Origin of the sequence: Bacteroides sp. 2201st1_D9_2201SCRN_220225, from assembly GCF_040928965.1 — a bacterium.
GTDB lineage: Bacteria > Bacteroidota > Bacteroidia > Bacteroidales > Bacteroidaceae > Bacteroides > Bacteroides stercoris.
In genome coordinates this window covers 1-17,365 of sequence record NZ_JBCODG010000046.1, presented here as the reverse complement: position 1 = coordinate 17,365, position 17,365 = coordinate 1, and the positions used below count along the sequence as shown (strand labels likewise).

The following is a 17,365-nucleotide window of genomic DNA, read 5'->3' as shown; positions in this document are numbered from 1 at the left end:
CTCCCGATTAATTAAAGTATTTTTCGATTTTCTTAATCATCATGTTCAGGCAGAATACCACCACGTGGTCGCCGGGCTGTATTTGCGTGTTACCCATAACTACCACACCCTCGCCGTTGCGTATCAGTCCGCCGATGGTTGTCCCTTTGGGCAGGCCGAGGTCTTTCACCGGATGTTTGGTTATCTTTGAACCTGCCTTGACGGTAAATTCCGCTACATCGGCATTGGCAAAGGTGAGGCATTTTACGTTGCTTACATCGGCATCCAGCATCATCTGGTAGATATGGCTGGCGGCAATCATCTTCTTGTTGATAACCGTGCCGATGTCGAGGCTTTCAGCCATGCCTATATAGTCGATATTTTCTACTTCGGCTACGGTTTTTCTTACACCCATGCGTTTTGCCGCCAGACAGGCAAGAATGTTTGTTTCCGAGTTCCCGGTCAGTGCCACAAAGGCTTCGGTATTCTTCAATCCTTCTTCTATGAGCAGGTCCATATCCCGTCCGTCGCCGTTGATAATCATTGTCTTGTCATCCAGCAGTTCGGTCAGACGGTTACAGCGGTTCAGGTCGTTGTCCACGATTTTCACCTGCATATAGTCGGGGACATATTGTGCGGTACGTACGGCGATGCGGCTTCCACCCATAATCATGACATTGCGTACGTCGGCATAATCTTCTTTGCCTGCTATCTTGCGGATGTATGGTACGAATTTGCGGGTGGTCGTGAAATAAACAATATCATGCAGTTTCACAACATCATCGCCGCGGGGAATCAGTGTTTCGTTACCGCGCTTGATGGCCACCACATGATAAGGCAATTCCGGTCCGCCCAACTGATGCAGGGGGATGTTCAGGATTTCTGCTTTTTCGCGCATCTTGGCGCCTATCAGAATCAATGCGCCCCCGCAAAATTCCCACCATTGGCGTACCCAGCTCATACGGATGGAAGATACAATCTCTTTTGCCGCAAGCATTTCCGGGTAGATAAGCGAATCTACTCCTAACTTCTGGAAAAATTCCTTGTTTTTGGGCAGCAGATATTCGTAATTGTCAATGCGCCCTACGGTTTTTACCGCACCCAGGTTGGTTGCAAGCATACAGGCGGTAATGTTACGGCTTTCGTCGGGAGTAACGGCAATGAACAGGTCGGCCTCTCCCGCTCCCACCTCTTTCAATCCTTTTATGGAAGTGGGGGAGGCGTTAACGGTCATCAGGTCGAAGTTGGAACTGAGCGTGCTCATCCTTTCTTCGTTGTCGTCTATTAATATGATGTCTTGCTTCTCGCGCGACAATAGTTTGGCCAAATGTGTGCCTACTGCACCGGCACCTGCAATGATTATTTTCACAATGCTTTAAGAAATGAAGAATAAAGAATCAGGAATGAAGTACGGAGGCTTGCATAATGCAACCCGGTTCTTCATTCATCATTCCTCATTCTTAATTAATATATTATAGATTCCTTCTTCGTCCATTCCGCACAGCCGGTGCAGCTCCTGTACCGTACCATGTTCTATGAATGCGTCGGGTACACCGATGCGCTCGACGTGCGGGGTATAGTTGTTGTCTGCCATGAATTCCAGCACGGCGCTTCCCATACCTCCCTTCCGTGTGCCGTCCTCTATGGTGACGATGCGCTTGAAGTTACGTCCTGCTTCATGCAGCAATGCCTCGTCCAGCGGTTTGAGGAAGCGCAGGTCGTAATGGGCTATGGAGAGCCCTTTTTCCGCTTCTGCCCGTTCGATGGCGCGTGCGGCAGTATTTCCTATCGGTCCGATGGTGATGACGGCAATATCCTTTCCGTCCTTCAGTTTGCGCCCTTTGCCCACGGGGACTTCTTCGAGCGGACACTTCCAGTCCACCAGTACGCCTCGTCCGCGGGGATAACGGATAACGAACGGACCTTTGTCCGGCAGTTGTGCCGTGTACATGAGGCGGCGTAATTCATGTTCGTCCATGGGCGAGGATATGGTCAGGTTCGGGATAGGGCGGAAGTAGGCAAGGTCGTATACGCCATGATGTGTCGGGCCATCCTCTCCCACCAGTCCGGCGCGGTCCAGACAAAGGACAACGGGCAGCCTCAGGAGGGCAATGTCGTGTATCACATTGTCGTATGCCCGCTGCATGAAAGACGAGTAGATGTTGCAGAAAGGTTGCATGCCTTCCTTTGCCATGCCGCCGGAGAATGTGGCTGCATGCCCTTCGGCAATGCCTACATCGAATGCACGGTCGGGCATGGACTTCATCAATAGGTTCATGGAACATCCTGTGGGCATGGCAGGAGTAACTCCCACTATCTTCGGATTTTTCTCTGCAAGTTCTACCAGCGTCTCTCCGAACACGGTTTGGTACAGAGGGGGCAGGTTGCTGGTGTCGGTGGTGATGCGCTCTCCGGTTTCGGGGTCGAATCTGCCCGGTGCATGCCAGATGCCCGGGTCTTTTTCGGCAGGTTCGAAGCCTTTGCCTTTTACGGTGTGCAGATGGAGTATTTTAGGACCTTTCAAGTCCTTGATGTCCCGTAGGATGCGGGCAAGATTCTTCACATCGTGTCCGTTTATGGGACCGAAATAACGGATGTTCATCCCCTCGAAGATGTTCTGTTGTTGGGCTGCCATTGATTTCAGGCTGTTGGAGAAGCGGATGAGCGCTTTGCGCCGGTCCTCGTTCAGCACACCCATTTTGAACAGCATTTTGGATGCTTTGAAGCGTAGCTGGTTGTAGCGGTTGGAAGTTGTCAGGTTGAAGAGATATTGCTTCATGCCACCCACGCTGCGGTCTATCGCCATGTCGTTGTCGTTGAGGATAATCAACAGGTTGTTGTTGGTGGATGAGGCGTTGTTCAACCCTTCGAAAGCCAGTCCTCCGCTCATGCTGCCGTCGCCAATGACGGCCACTACGTGGCGGTCTTTTTCTCCTTTCTTGGCTGCTGCGACAGCCATACCCAAAGCCGCCGAAATAGAATTGGAGGCATGTCCGCAGGCAAAGGTGTCATAATCGCTTTCTACGGGAGTGGGAAAAGGACGTATGCCTTTGAATTTGCGGTTGGTGCAGAAAGCCTCGCGACGTCCGGTGAGCATTTTGTGCCCGTAAGCCTGATGCCCCACATCCCATACAATGCGGTCGTATGGAGTGTTGTAGACGTAATGCAGCGCAACGGTCAGTTCCACCGTACCCAAACTCGCAGCAAAGTGTCCCGGATTGCAAGAAAGTTCCTGAATGATGTCTTGTCTTAATTCCTTACATATCTCCGGAAGTTGTTCCACGCTCAATTTGCGCAAATCCTCCGGATAAGAAATGGAATTTAGCAAGTTATATGTTGTTGACTCTGTTTTCATCACTGTACTGAAGATTACAAAATGCAAAAATAGCAAAAGAAAACGGATGGCTGTATCATTTTGTCTGTTTTTTGTTTTGCCGCTTGTCTTTTGCGGGAATTTGTCCGGACGTTTTCGCCTCTTTTAACAGAAATGCTTTCCCTTTGCGAAGCGAGTTTACCGGATTGGCGTACGGGATATGTCCGACACCCGGGTCTTGGTATGTCCGACACCCGGGTCTTGGCATGTCTGACATCCGGGTCTTGGTATGTCTGACACCCGGGTGTCAGACACGGTGTTCTTGCATACGCGGATATGTATAGTTGCCTGAAGAAGCAACGGAGCATGTCCTTTGCGGTTTTTAGAAGGTGCTTTTCCGGTTTTTGCAGTATTTCTTTGTATCTTTGCAGCCCCATTGAATTAAGTTACGTATGAACTTCATTACTCCTGTCGAACTTCCCGCCCATCTGCCTTGCTTGCGGCATACGGACCACTTGCTGCTGCTGGGCTCCTGCTTTGCAGCCAATATGGGCGCAAGGTTTACCGAAGCGAAATTTTCCTGCGATGTCAATCCTTACGGCGTACTTTATAACCCTCTGTCCATATCCGCCGCTTTGCGTGAAATCGTATTTGGGAAAGTGTATGGTAAGGAAGACCTGTTTTTCTTTCGCGATTGCTGGCATAGTCCCATGCATCACGGGGATTTCTCGTCACCGTTGGCAGACGAAACGTTGAAGAGAATCAACGGACGGATTGCCGGTGCGCACGAACAGATTTTCCGTTCGGCGTGTTTGCTACTGACTTTCGGCACGTCCTGGGTGTACGAACAAAAAAATACGGGGCGTATCGTGGGCAACTGCCATAAGCTGTCCGAGAAGGAGTTTACCCGCAGGCGGCTGACAGTAGATGAAATTGTGTCGGACTATGTTTCGCTGCTATCGGGGCTGCTGGCGCGCAACTCCGGATTGAAAGTGATATTTACCGTCAGCCCTATCCGCCATGTACGCGAAGGCATGCATGCCAATCAGCTCAGTAAGTCCGTCTTGCTGCTGGCTGTAGACAGACTGCAAGCTGCTTTTCCGGAGAATGTATTCTATTTTCCCGCCTATGAATTGGTTTTGGATGAATTGCGGGATTACCGCTTCTACGCTGAAGATATGGTGCATCCTTCCGAAGTGGCGGCGCAGTATGTGTGGGAACGCTTCTCGTCCGCCTGTTTTTCGCCGGAGACGTTACAGATCATAGAAGAAAGTGAAAATATACGTAGGGCATTGGCACACAAGCCCTTTCATCCCGGCTCTGAGGAGTATAAGCGTTTTTTAGGACAAATTGTGTTAAAAATAGACCGACTTAACGGAAAATACCCGTACTTAGACTTCCAAAAGGAAAGAGAATTATGTCATACACGATTGAAGATATAGCTCGCATCATCGGTGCGCGGCGGATAGGGGATAGGCCTGCCGCTATCGACTGGTTGCTTACAGACAGCCGTTCCCTGAGTTTTCCCGAAGAAACATTGTTTTTTGCCTTGCCTACAAAGCGGAATGACGGTACCCGTTATATCCGTGATTTGTATGCGCGCGGCGTACGTAATTTTGTGGTCAGCGAAGAGAGGCTGAATGAGGTTGGAATCGGAGAACCAAAAGTTGAAGACGCCGTACGGCAGGAAACTGTGGATACTGCTGCGATGCAGCCGGCTTTCAACTTACTGGTCGTTCCCAACCCGTTGAAAGCCTTGCAGAAACTGGCAGAGCAACATCGGGACCGGTTTCAGATTCCTGTTATCGGCATTACAGGCAGCAACGGAAAAACCATTGTGAAAGAGTGGCTGCATCAGTTGCTGAGTCCCGAACGGATGATAACACGCTCTCCCCGCAGCTACAATTCCCAGATAGGCGTACCTTTGTCCGTGTGGCAGATGAGTGAACAAACGGAGCTTGCCATATTGGAGGCCGGTATCTCGGAACCGGGAGAAATGCGTGCCTTACAGAATATTATCAAACCTACAATCGGTATCCTGACAAATATAGGAGGCGCACATCAGGAGAATTTCTTCTCTTTGCAGGAGAAATGTATGGAGAAGCTGGCTCTCTTTAAGAACTGCGATGTGGTGATTTATAATGGTGACGACGAGTTTATCAACAATTGTGTGGGTAAATCCATGCTTGCCGCCCGTGAAATAGCATGGAGCAGGAAAGATATGGAGCGTCCGTTATATATAAGTAAAGTGGAGAAACAGGAAGATTCCACAGTTATTTCCTATCGTTATTTGGATATGGACAATACGTTTACATTGCCTTTTATAGATGATGCTTCTATTGAAAATTCGCTGAACTGCCTGGCGGCCTGCCTGTATCTGATGCTTCCTGCCGAACAGATAACGGAACGCATGGCAAAGCTGGAACCGGTAGCAATGCGTTTGGAAGTAAAGGAAGGCAAAAACGGATGCCTGCTGATAAATGACAGTTATAACTCTGATCTCGGTTCGTTGGATATAGCGCTTGATTTTCTGTACCGTCGCTCGCAGAGTAAGGGTCTGAAGCGGACGCTTATCCTTTCGGATATATTGGAGACGGGACAGAATACGCCGACTCTCTACCGTCAGGTGGCACAGTTGGTAAACAGCCGGGGAATAGAGCGCATAATCGGTGTGGGAAATGAAATATCTTCATGTGCCGCACGGTTTAGCATCGAGAAGGCTTTTTATCCGGATACGGCTACGCTGATTGAAGCCATTGGCCGGGGAGAACTCCGACTGGAGAATGAAATAATTCTGATTAAAGGGGCGCGTAAGTTCGGTTTCGATGCGTTGACGGAAGCCTTGGAGAAGAAAGTGCACGAAACGATATTGGAGGTAAATCTCGGTGCAATGATCGCTAATCTGAATCATTATCGCGGCAAGCTAAAACCTGAAACCAAAATGGTGTGTATGGTGAAGGCTTCCGCCTATGGCGCAGGTTCGTATGAAATAGCCAGAACTTTGCAGGAACATCATGTGGATTATCTGGCTGTTGCTGTTGCCGATGAAGGGTCGGATTTACGTAAAGCGGGCATTACGGCAAGCATTATCATTATGAATCCAGAGATGACGGCATTCAAGACGATGTTCGACTATAAACTGGAACCGGAAGTTTACAGTTTCCATTTGTTGGATGCGCTGATTAAAGAAGCTGAGAAAGAAGGTATCACCAATTTCCCCATTCATGTGAAACTGGATACCGGCATGCACCGGTTGGGGTTTGCTCCGGAAGACATGCCCCGGCTCATAGAACGTCTGAAAGGACAGAATGCGGTTATTCCCCGTTCGGTATTCTCTCATTTTGTAGGAAGCGACGCTCAGCAGTTCGATGCTTTTACGCGTAAACAGATAGAAACTTTTGAAAAGGCTTCCATGCTGCTGCAGGAGGCGTTTCCGTATAAGATACTTCGTCATATCTGTAATTCGGCCGGTATAGAGCGCTTTCCGGGAGCACAGTTTGATATGGTGCGGTTGGGAATCGGATTGTATGGCATCAGTCCGATAGATAATTCTATAATGCATAACGTCAGTACGTTAAAGACTACCATCCTGCAGATTCGTGATGTGCCCGAAGAAGATACGGTGGGATATAGCCGCAAGGGACATTTGACGCGTCCTTCACGTATTGCTGCCATTCCTATCGGCTATGCCGACGGGTTGAACCGTCACTTGGGCAATGGACACGCCTATTGCCTGGTGAACGGACAGCGTGCTCCTTATGTGGGTAATATCTGTATGGATGTTTGTATGATTGATGTTACTGACATTGATTGCAAAGAAGGCGACAGCGTTGAGATTTTCGGAGATCATCTTCCTATAACCGTCCTTTCCGATGTGCTCGGGACAATTCCCTACGAAGTGCTTACAAGTGTTTCGACACGTGTGAAGAGGGTGTATTATCAGGATTGAGAAGACGACAAGGCGTAAAGTATGGAATATACTTCATATTTTATACTTTATACTTTGTATTTCGTGCTTCGTACTTCATAAATCTTCTTATCTTTGCAATCAAATTTAATCCGATATGATTATGACAAACTTACTTTTATTAGGTTTCTTGCCCAGCGGTTCCGAGTGGATTATCATCGCATTGGTTATCTTGCTGTTGTTTGGCGGTAAGAAAATTCCTGAACTGATGCGCGGTTTGGGAAAAGGCGTAAAGAGTTTCAAAGAAGGGGTAAACGAGGCTAAAGACGAAATCAATAAAGCAAAGGAAGAGGTGGACAAACCTGTAGATAATAAGTAATAAGGTGATGAAGCGGTTGTTGTCGTCCCGTTACCTTGTTGTTTTACCGCCTTGTCACTCTATCGCTGTTTATGTTTATGGCAGATAAAGAGTTAACCTTCTGGGATCATTTGGACGAACTGCGCCGGGTGCTGTTCCGCATTCTTGGTGTATGGTTTGTGTTGGCTGTGGGTTATTTCATTGCGATGCCTTATCTGTTTGATAATGTAGTGCTGGCTCCTTGCCATAATGATTTCATCTTTTATGATTTGCTGCGTTATATCGGTGAAGTATTTGACTTGCATGACGAATTCTTTACGCAGGAGTTCCAGATAAAATTGATAAATATTAATCTGGCCGCACCGTTTTTCATCCATATATCTACAGCATTTTGGATGTCGGTGGTGACGGCTGCGCCATATGTATTCTTCGAGATATGGCGGTTTGTCAGTCCCGCACTCTATCCCAACGAGCGCAAAGGGGTACGGAAAGCGCTCGGTCTGGGTACGGTGATGTTTTTTGTAGGAGTGTTGCTGGGTTACTTTATGGTATATCCGCTGACCTTACGTTTTCTATCCACTTACCAGCTTAGTGCAACGATAGAGAACCAGATTTCTCTCAATTCGTACATCGACAATTTTATGATGCTGGTACTCTGCATGGGACTTGCTTTTGAACTTCCGTTGGTGACGTGGTTGCTTTCGTTGCTGGGGTTGGTGCATAAGACATTCCTGCGGAAGTATCGTCGCCATGCAGTGGTTATCATTGTTATTGTTGCCGCTGTCATAACTCCCACTGGCGACCCGTTTACACTGACCGTCGTTGCCGTTCCGCTCTATCTTCTTTATGAAATGAGTATCCTGATGATTAAGGACAAGAAAGCGGATGAAACCGAGGAGATTATAGAGACCGGAGAGAGATGAATGCTGAAATAGAGGAATATTTTTATTTACTGCGGGAAGTCTGTCGTGCAGATGACTCTTCTTTGGGAACCGCTTACCGTCAATTGCGGGAACTGCTTGAGCATTTATGCCGTACGCAAATGACGGATAGCAGTCTGCAAATGACCGACCTTGCCGCCCGTATCAATTTTGTATCTTCCAAGCTGGGGCTGACCGTTGCAGAGCAAAATCGCCTGCATACTTTCCGGCTTGCCTCTAATGCCGTCCTTAATCGCCAGGCAGAGCCTTCACGCGAAAAACTGCTGCGTGATGCCAAGACAGTATCTTTCTTTGTGAAACGTATAACCGGTGAAGATATTCCGGCAGACCTGTATCGTCTCTTTCCGCAGGCTGATGCCACGTACATTCCAGCTCCCCTGGCAAAGGAGCGTGTACGGCGTATGCGCGTCAATTTTCAGTATGCCGATACGGATTATCTGTATGTACTGCCTGTGGATAGCGTGGCGGACGAACCGTTGCGGGTACGTTATAATGTGCCTCAAATCAATGATGAATTTGCTGAGACTTGTGGTTTGTTGTGGCGGCATGCCCAGATTAATCTGCTGGATGTGGCAGTAGATGAGGCAGGTGTGCTTACACCCTCTTTCATTATTTTAGAACCGGATTATCTGCTTGATATCAGCTCATTGGCAGAATGTTTCAGGGAATATGGCCATCACCCGGCAAACTATATGCTGGCAAGGTTGCAGATGCCCGACAATACCCGCCCTCTTTTGTTGGGTAATATAGCCAACCTCTTTTTGGACGAATGGATTCATGCGGAAAGTGAACCTGACTATCTGGAATGTATGAAGAAAGCGTTCCGCTCATATCCCATTGAACTGGCTGCCTGCGCAGATTTGCGCGACCGGGAGAAAGAACGTGAATTCTTTGCCGACTGTAAACGGCATTTTGATAATATCCGGCAAACTGTTACAGATACTTTCCGGGCTTCGGGGTATGAACTGGACAAAACGGATGCCGTGCTGGAACCGTCTTATATATGTGAGGCGTTAGGTTTGCAGGGACGCTTGGATTATATGCAGCGTGATATGTCGTCTTTCATCGAAATGAAATCGGGTAAGGCGGATGAATATGCTATCCGGGGTAAGGTAGAACCTAAAGAGAACAATAGGGTACAGATGCTGCTGTATCAGGCGGTATTGGAGTATGCCATGGGGAAAGAACATCATCGGGTGAAGCCGTATTTGCTCTATACACGCTATCCGTTGCTCTATCCGGCACGTCCTTCGTGGGCAATGCTGCGCCGGGTAATGGATGTCCGGAACCGTATTGTAGCGAATGAATACGGCATCCAGTTGCGCAATAGTCTGCAATATACGGCAGAGCGTCTGCGCGATATTGCTCCGGGAACTCTGAATGAGCGGCAACTGGATAATACCTTGTGGAAACGTTATCTGTATCCTTCCATCGATGCGGTGACACAGAAGATTCATGCGTTGTCTCCATTGGAACAGTCGTATTTCTATGCGTTGTACAATTTTATAACAAAAGAACTCTATACTTCAAAATCCGGTGATGTGGAGTATGAAGGACGCACCGGCGCATCTGCTTTATGGCTTGCTACTTTAGAGGAGAAAAGCGAGAACGGAGAGATTTTATATGATTTGGCGATACGGCAAAATTGTGCGGCGGATATTCATAAACCTTATTTACTGCTGAAGCGTACACATACGGATATTGATACTTTGCCCAATTTCCGGCAAGGAGATGCCATTGTTCTGTATGAGCGGAATGTCAGTGAAGATAACGTTACCAATAAAATGGTGTTTAAGGGGAATATCGAGGAAATTTCCGATTGCAATATCCGTATCAGACTCCGTGCGGCACAACAGAACGTCAGGGTCTTGCCAATGGAAAGCCGCTATGCAATAGAACATGATTATATGGATACCTCTTTTCGCTGCATGTATTGGGGATTGTCGGCCTTTTTGTCTGCAACGAAAGACCGTCGGGATTTGTTGCTGAATCAACGTAAACCGGAATTTGATACTGCCCTTAACGGAGCTATATCGGCTGCTGCCGATGATTTTGTACGCATTACTTTGAAGGCGCAAGCTGCTAAAGACTATTTCTTGCTGGTAGGTCCGCCGGGAACCGGTAAGACCTCTCGCGCTCTGCGCAGCATGGTAGAGGCTTTTTATAGGGAAGGGAAAGAAATACTTTTGCTTTCATATACTAACCGGGCAGTGGACGAGATATGTAAGATGTTGACAGCCATTACACCGGAGGTCGACTTCATACGTATCGGCAGTGAACTTTCCTGTGACGGCGTGTATCGTCCGCATTTGATAGAAAACGTGTTGGAGTCTTGCTCTACACGCCGGGAGGTGCAGGAGCGTATGGCGCGTTGCCGAATTTTTGTGGGAACGGTTGCTACACTGTCTGCCAAGACCGAATTGTTCCGTTTGAAGACTTTTGATGTGGCCTTGATAGATGAGGCTACTCAGATATTGGAGCCGCAACTGTTGGGATTGCTTTGCATGCGCGGCGTTACCGGCGGGAATGCTATAGGGAAGTTTGTCCTGATAGGTGACCATAAACAATTGCCGGCTGTTGTACTCCAGTCATCGGAGCAATCGGAAATTCAGGATGAAGGTTTGCGGGGCATCGGTTTGCATAACTTGAAAGATTCTCTTTTTGAACGTCTTTATCGGAATGCCATTAGGCAACAGGCGGTTGGCGGTCGGCAAACCTCTGCTTTCAACTCCCGGTTTTCAGCTTTCAATTCTCTTGATATGCTTTGTCGCCAGGGACGTATGAATGTGGAAGTTGCAGCTTTTCCGAACCGTGCTTTCTATGGCGGGTTGTTACAGCCGGTAGGATTGGAACATCAAACAGGGGTTCTTAAACTGTCTCCTCAGCTTTCTGCTGATGAATTTGCCGCTTTGCTGACCCGGCGGGTAGCTTTTCTTCCGTCCGTTCCCGAACCGCCTATGCAGTCGGCAAAGATGAACCGTTCGGAAGCAAAAATCGTAGCCGGACTGGCTGCTGCTGTCTATCGGCAGTATACATTTGCCGAGGGATGCTTCAGCGCAGCTTCTACTTTGGGAGTAATAACCCCTTATCGTAGTCAGATAGCTTTGATAAAGAAAGAAATAGAAGCTTTGGGAATTCCAGCCTTGAATGAAATCCTGGTAGATACGGTGGAGCGTTTTCAGGGAAGCGAACGCGATGTCATCATTTACTCTTTCTGTGTGAACAGGTTGTCTCAGCTGAGATTTCTTGCCAATCTGACAGAGGAGAACGGAATACGGATAGACCGTAAGCTGAATGTGGCTTTAACCAGAGCGCGCAAGCAGATGTTTATAATCGGAGTCCGACAATTGTTGGAGCAGAATCCAATCTATGCGCAACTGTTGAAAAGTTGTGATTCATAAGGTACGAAACGTTTCCTATTGCCGTAGATTGCAGCTATTTCTTCATTTAATAAATCTTAAATATTTTCTTTCTCTTTATATGCTTTATTAATAACATCGTGTGTTATAAAGCCTTATCTTTGCAGCACGTTTTTTTCATAGAGATTTAGATTTAAGGTTAGAAGAATTGTGGAAGTCGTGAGACTTCCCTTTTTTTTATCCCTTAATTCTTGTTCTCTCAGAATTTACCGACAAATCTTATATTGCCAAGAGGATATAAAAAAAAGCTCTTTCATGCGAAAGAGCTTTTTTTTATATCTATATATTCTGTCTGTATCAGTTCAGTACGATGGGTTTGTATTTCGGTACCAGAAGCTTCATGATGCACCAGCCGATAAGGTAAGCAACGGCACAGATGCAGAATATGATGAAGTATCCGGCTGCCTTGCCTTCGAATCCCATGAACATCATCTGGGTTTCATCAGCGTAAGTAAACAGTGTGCCCGAGCCTTTGTTGATGAGGAACGAGCCGATACCGCCCGCCATACCTCCCAATCCGGTAATGGTAGCTACTGCACTTTTGGGGAACATATCGCCCACTACGGAGTAGATGTTGGCAGACCAGGATTGGTGAGCTGCTCCGGCAATACCTATAATGATAATCGGATACCAATAGGAGTATTCTCCTAACGGTTGTGCAAATAGTGCGAGTAACGGGAACAAAGCAAAGATGAACATGGCTCGCATGCGGGCTGCATACGGATTCATACCGGTTTTGTTTATGATGATGGTAGGCAGTTTTCCACCATAGATAGACAGCATGGTAATGGCATAAAGTACGAATATCAGCAACTGTGCCGTTCCGCTGTCCGAAGAGAATCCGTAGACATCGGAGATGTAGGCCGGAGTCCAAAACAGGAAGAACCACCATACACCGTCGGTCATGAATTTACCGATGGCAAAAGCCCATGCCTGAGGGTATTGGAGACATTCCATAAACGACATCTTTCTTTCAGGCTTTTCAGAGACAGCCTTGTCTTCTTCTCTGAGTTTATCTTGTTCGATATAAGCAATTTCTGCTGCATTGACGCGCGGGTTTTCATGAGGTTTCTTATACATGAACATCCACATGCCCATCCAGACGAAGCCTAATCCACCGATGACGATGAACGCCATTTCCCAGCCGTTGCCTACACCGATGCTTTGGAAGTACCGTGCTAAAGAGGGGATGGTGACAGGAGCTATTAAAGCACCTACTGTGGCGCCGGCATTGAAAATGGAAGTTGAGAATGCACGGTCTTTTTTCGGAAAATACTCGGCGGTGACTTTAATTGCTGCGGGGAAGTTTCCGGCTTCACCGACGCTCAATATCACACGGGCAGCGATGAAAAAGTAAACACTGGTAATGGCAATGGTCGATGCTACGGCACCTGTTGCGGAAATCATGGCAGCGGCATCATGAATGCCCACTACATGTTCGGTTGCCCATCCGCAAACAGCATGCAGGCAAGCTCCTAATGACCATACGAAGATAGCCCAGAGATAACCTTTTTTGGTTCCTAACCAATCGATGAAGCGTCCGGCAAATAAGTTTGCAATGGCATATACTATGGAAAATACGGCTGTGATATCTCCATAATCGGCATCTGTCCAATGGAATTCCGGGGCGATAAAATCTTTCCAGGTAAGTGATAATACTTGTCGGTCGAGATAATTAACTGTTGTCGCGAAGAATAACATGGCGCAAATTGTCCAGCGATAGTTAGACATTTTGCCCAATGTGTTCTGATTTGTACTCATGATAATAGATTTAATTTATAATGTCGCAAAAATACGCGTTCTTGTGTTATGTGTATGTGTAATATTTGGTAGAAATCATGGAGAAAATGACAAAAATAGGCATAGTTGAGAACAACCATGCCTATTTTCTTGTCTACGGATATTATTTCATATCTGTGTATTTGATTTCATCTTTGTCGCTGTACTTCAGGTTCTCACCTCCCATACCCCAGATGAAAGTATAGTTGCTGGTGCCTGCAGCTGCGTGGATGCTCCATTCGGGAGAAGTGATGGCCTGCTCGTTGTGTAACCAAATCAGGCGTTCTTCTTGAGGCTCACCCATTAAGTGGCAAATTGCATTTCCCGGAGCCAGGTTGAAGTAGTAATAGGCTTCCATACGACGTGTGTGAGTATGGGCAGGCATGGTATTCCATACAGAACCCGGAGCAAGCTCGGTAAGTCCCATCTGTAATTGGTTTGTACCGCCGTTTTTCACTCTTTCCAAAACATCTTTTACAATCAGCTGGTTTACGATACGGTCGTTGCTGTCTTCCATTTTTCCGTAATGGTCGGAAATGCCCAAAGCATATTTTTTAGGATTGGCCTTTTGAAGTTTGGCATCGGTTGTAATCAACTGAGTAACGTAAGGTTTGTAAGCCGGAGCCGAGTTGATATAGAATTTGGCAGGGTTGGCAGCATCGTTGCTCTTGAAAGTTACTTCTTTATTGCCACAACCTACATAAAGAGCTTCTTTATACTTCATGGGGTATTCTTTACCGTCTACGGTAACTACTCCATCGCCACCGGTGTTGATAACACCCAACTCGCGACGTTCGAGGAAGTAAGTGATTTCAGGACCCAACTCACGGAAAGTCTCCAGTTTCAATACTTTGTTTACAGGCATTGCACCTCCGTAAATCAAACGGTCATAGAGGGTGTAAGTAACATTGATTTCGTCCGGAGCCATTACTTTGCTCATCATAAAAGAGCTACGGAGACGTTGTGTGTCATAATGCTTTACGTCCAATGGATGGCAGGCTGTCTGCACAGTGTAATTTACTTGGGCGGAAGCCGTAACTGCGGCTGCACCCAACATCAGGGCAATTGCTAATTTTTTCATGTCTGATATAAACTTTAAATATTAATATGCTTAATGATTACTTTTTTATTTAGCACTCTCTTTAGCTTCTTTTTCACTGCGGACAATGATGCGACGGTTGATGAACATCATGGTTATTGCTACCAGTACCAGCAGTGCAGCACCTACATACGAGAGTTTTACACCTCTATATATAGTCCAGCCGAAGAAAGAAGCGGCAAAGTCGATGGAACCGCCATCAAATCCTTCAGGAATGTGTGCCGTAGGATCGTGTGTTTCGGCATATACCTGATTGGCTGCCAGCGTGAAGTCCGGTGCCATATCGGTTACGAAATACAAACCTAAAATAAGAGTGATAAGACCGATAATAAGTGTCTTCAATACATTTCCTTTAGTAAAGGGCAATATCATCGGAAACAGATAGAACATACCTGCAAGTGAGGCCAATGGCAGGAACTGATTACCCGGCAGGAATACGGCAAGTGCCAGGATAACGGGAATCAGGATAACCGATGCCACCAATGTAGCGGGGTGGCCGATAACCAGTGCCGGGCTCATACCGATATGTACTTTCTTACCGTTGAATTTAGCTTTTACCAGTTCCGAAGTCTTTTCGGAGATAGGCTTCAATCCTTCGATAAACAGAGAAGTGATGCGGGGGATGAGTTCCATTACGGCTCCCATTGTGATACCCAGGAAGAGAACTTTCTTGATGTCGAGTTGGGCTGCCCAGCCTATCAGCATACCTACGATAACTCCCAATACCAGCGGTTCACCTATTACACCGAACTTTTTCTTCATGCCTTCTGCATCGATTTCCAGCTTGGAGAAACCGGGAATTTTATCTAATGCCTTATTGATAAGTATGGCAAACGGTGTGAAACTCTGGCAGAAAGGCTGGGGAATAGAGATACCGTCCAAATCATAGAACTTTTGGAATTTTTCTGCGGTAAGGTCTGCGCAGACCAATGTAATAATGTAGCAGATGATAGCGGCGAAATAGCCCCATGCCAGATTCTGGCCGGTAACAAAATAAGCCACAGCACCGATGAAGGCGAAGTGCCAATAGTTCCACAAGTCTATGTTTACAGTACGTGTGGTCTTGGTGATAAGCATCAGGAAATTGACGCCTAAGCAGATAGGAATGATAAGCGCACCAACAGCGGTATTATAAGCTACGGCAGCGGCGGCGGGCCATCCCATATCGAATACGTTCAGTTGCAGGTGATACAAATCGGATATGGCTTTCAGAGGAGAATTAAAATTTGTTGTCAGCAGGGCGGTAACTACGCCTAAGCCCACAAAACCGACTCCGACAAAGAGACCTGATTTCAGAGCCTTGCCAAATTTCATACCGATGCACATGCCTATGATTGTAAAAATAATAGGCATCATTACAGACGCTCCCAAAGCGATGATGTAACCGAAAACTTGTTCCATTCTTTATGTGATTTAATTGATAAATGATTATGTTTTACAATAGTACGAATTGAAAATCGGGGTCAAAAATAAGACCTTTTCCTAATTAATCAAACTGTAAAGGCATAATAAATAGTAAATAAGGATGATTTTGGACAAATTTGTCGTTATCGTGCACAAATTTGTTCGTTTTCGTACACGAAAATCAAAAAATGCACCCTCTGCGCCAAAAAGTGCACAGGTGTTTGGAAAGAAACATCTACTTTTGTTTCGTGAAAAATTATAAGGTCTAATACCCAAAAAGAACAACTACATGAAAAAGAACTTTATTTGTAATTTTATTCTATCCGGTTTATTGTTGTTTTCTCCTTTAAGCATGTTTGCACAGCGTGTGGATTCAAACTTGCCGTGGTCGGTACGTATGGTGGAGTCCGAAATGATTCGTTGTCCGGAATCCTGGCAGTTGGACTTTCAGCCTAAATTGAAATGGGATTACTGTCACGGGTTGGAATTGCAATCCATGCTGGATGTGTATGACCGCTACGGTAATCGGAAAATCTATGATTATGCTTTGGCTTATGCCGATACAATGGTAAATGCAGATGGTACTATCAAAATGTACAAACGTGAGGAGTATAGCCTTGACCGTATAAACTCCGGTAAATTTATATTCCGCATCTATGAACAGACGAAAGATGAGAAATATAAGAAAGCGCTTGCATTGATGAGAAGTCAGCTCGATGAGCATCCCCGGAATGCCGACGGCGGCTTTTGGCATAAGAAGATTTATCCGAATCAGGTATGGCTGGATGGTATTTATATGGGAGCGCCTTTCTATGCGGAATATGCTTTCCGTAACAATCAGGTAGACGATTATGCGGATGTTATCAATCAATTCCTGATGGCGGCCCGTCATACTTACGACCCGAAAAATGATGTGTACCGCCATGCTTGTGACGTAAGCCGTAAAGAACGTTGGGCCGACCCTGTTACCGGACAATCAAAGCATAGCTGGGGACGCGCTATGGGCTGGTATGCCATGGCCTTTGTAGATGCTTTGGATTTCATTCCGAAACATGAAGCGGGCCGTGATTCCATGTTGGTTATCTTCAATAAAATAGCTTCTCAGATAAAGCGTTTGCAAGATTCCAAGACCGGTTTGTGGTATCAAGTGTTGGACAAGAGTGGAG

At 46.6% G+C, this 17,365-nt stretch carries 11 protein-coding genes; 6 read left to right on the top strand and 5 right to left on the bottom strand.

Features of this window, described 5'->3' with window-relative positions:
• Positions 1–7: 7 nt before the first annotated feature.
• Together trkA and dxs are read right to left on the bottom strand one after the other, a co-directional pair.
• Entirely contained in the window at positions 8–1,348 is a 1,341-nt protein-coding gene (gene trkA / locus AB5903_RS14795; RefSeq protein WP_005657469.1) for a Trk system potassium transporter TrkA, read from the bottom strand.
• Positions 1,349–1,426: 78 nt separating this feature from the next.
• Positions 1,427–3,334, bottom strand: a complete 1,908-nt coding sequence (gene dxs, locus AB5903_RS14790) for a 1-deoxy-D-xylulose-5-phosphate synthase (RefSeq protein ID WP_005657467.1) — start codon at positions 3,332–3,334, stop codon at positions 1,427–1,429.
• A gap of 410 nt (positions 3,335–3,744) precedes the next feature.
• Between dxs and AB5903_RS14785 the strand changes: the two genes are divergently transcribed.
• The 5 genes from AB5903_RS14785 (at position 3,745) to AB5903_RS14765 (ending at position 11,899) form a co-directional block, all read left to right on the top strand.
• Positions 3,745–4,734, top strand: a complete 990-nt coding sequence (locus AB5903_RS14785; protein WP_040316219.1) for a GSCFA domain-containing protein — start codon at positions 3,745–3,747, stop codon at positions 4,732–4,734.
• Positions 4,710–7,241: a bifunctional UDP-N-acetylmuramoyl-tripeptide:D-alanyl-D-alanine ligase/alanine racemase gene (locus AB5903_RS14780; RefSeq protein WP_368117972.1), complete on the top strand. Its 2,532-nt coding sequence runs from the start codon at positions 4,710–4,712 to the stop codon at positions 7,239–7,241. The genes AB5903_RS14785 and AB5903_RS14780 overlap by 25 nt, the downstream gene beginning before the upstream one ends.
• Before the next feature lie 121 nt (positions 7,242–7,362).
• Positions 7,363–7,578: a twin-arginine translocase TatA/TatE family subunit gene (locus AB5903_RS14775; protein WP_016661901.1), complete on the top strand. Its 216-nt coding sequence runs from the start codon at positions 7,363–7,365 to the stop codon at positions 7,576–7,578.
• Positions 7,579–7,655: 77 nt separating this feature from the next.
• Positions 7,656–8,480, top strand: a complete 825-nt coding sequence (tatC, locus tag AB5903_RS14770; RefSeq protein WP_016661900.1) for a twin-arginine translocase subunit TatC — start codon at positions 7,656–7,658, stop codon at positions 8,478–8,480.
• Positions 8,477–11,899, top strand: a complete 3,423-nt coding sequence (locus AB5903_RS14765; RefSeq protein WP_005657448.1) for an AAA domain-containing protein — start codon at positions 8,477–8,479, stop codon at positions 11,897–11,899. Before tatC ends, AB5903_RS14765 begins: the two co-directional genes overlap by 4 nt.
• 315 nt (positions 11,900–12,214) lie before the next feature.
• Here AB5903_RS14765 and AB5903_RS14760 read toward each other — a convergent pair whose 3' ends face one another.
• The 3 genes from AB5903_RS14760 to AB5903_RS14750 all read right to left on the bottom strand — a co-directional run bounded on the left by AB5903_RS14760 (position 12,215) and on the right by AB5903_RS14750 (position 16,196).
• Entirely contained in the window at positions 12,215–13,678 is a 1,464-nt protein-coding gene (locus AB5903_RS14760; protein WP_005657446.1) for an MFS transporter, read from the bottom strand.
• Between the two features lie 142 nt (positions 13,679–13,820).
• On the bottom strand, positions 13,821–14,777 hold the full coding sequence (kduI, locus tag AB5903_RS14755; RefSeq protein WP_005657444.1) for a 5-dehydro-4-deoxy-D-glucuronate isomerase: 957 nt from the start codon (positions 14,775–14,777) through the stop codon (positions 13,821–13,823).
• Positions 14,778–14,822: 45 nt separating this feature from the next.
• Positions 14,823–16,196, bottom strand: a complete 1,374-nt coding sequence (locus AB5903_RS14750) for a PTS sugar transporter subunit IIC (RefSeq protein ID WP_005657443.1) — start codon at positions 16,194–16,196, stop codon at positions 14,823–14,825.
• 292 nt (positions 16,197–16,488) lie between these two features.
• Between AB5903_RS14750 and AB5903_RS14745 the strand changes: the two genes are divergently transcribed.
• Positions 16,489–17,365 (top strand): glycoside hydrolase family 88 protein (locus AB5903_RS14745; protein WP_368117971.1); only part of this gene is annotated, 877 nt, incomplete at its 3' end.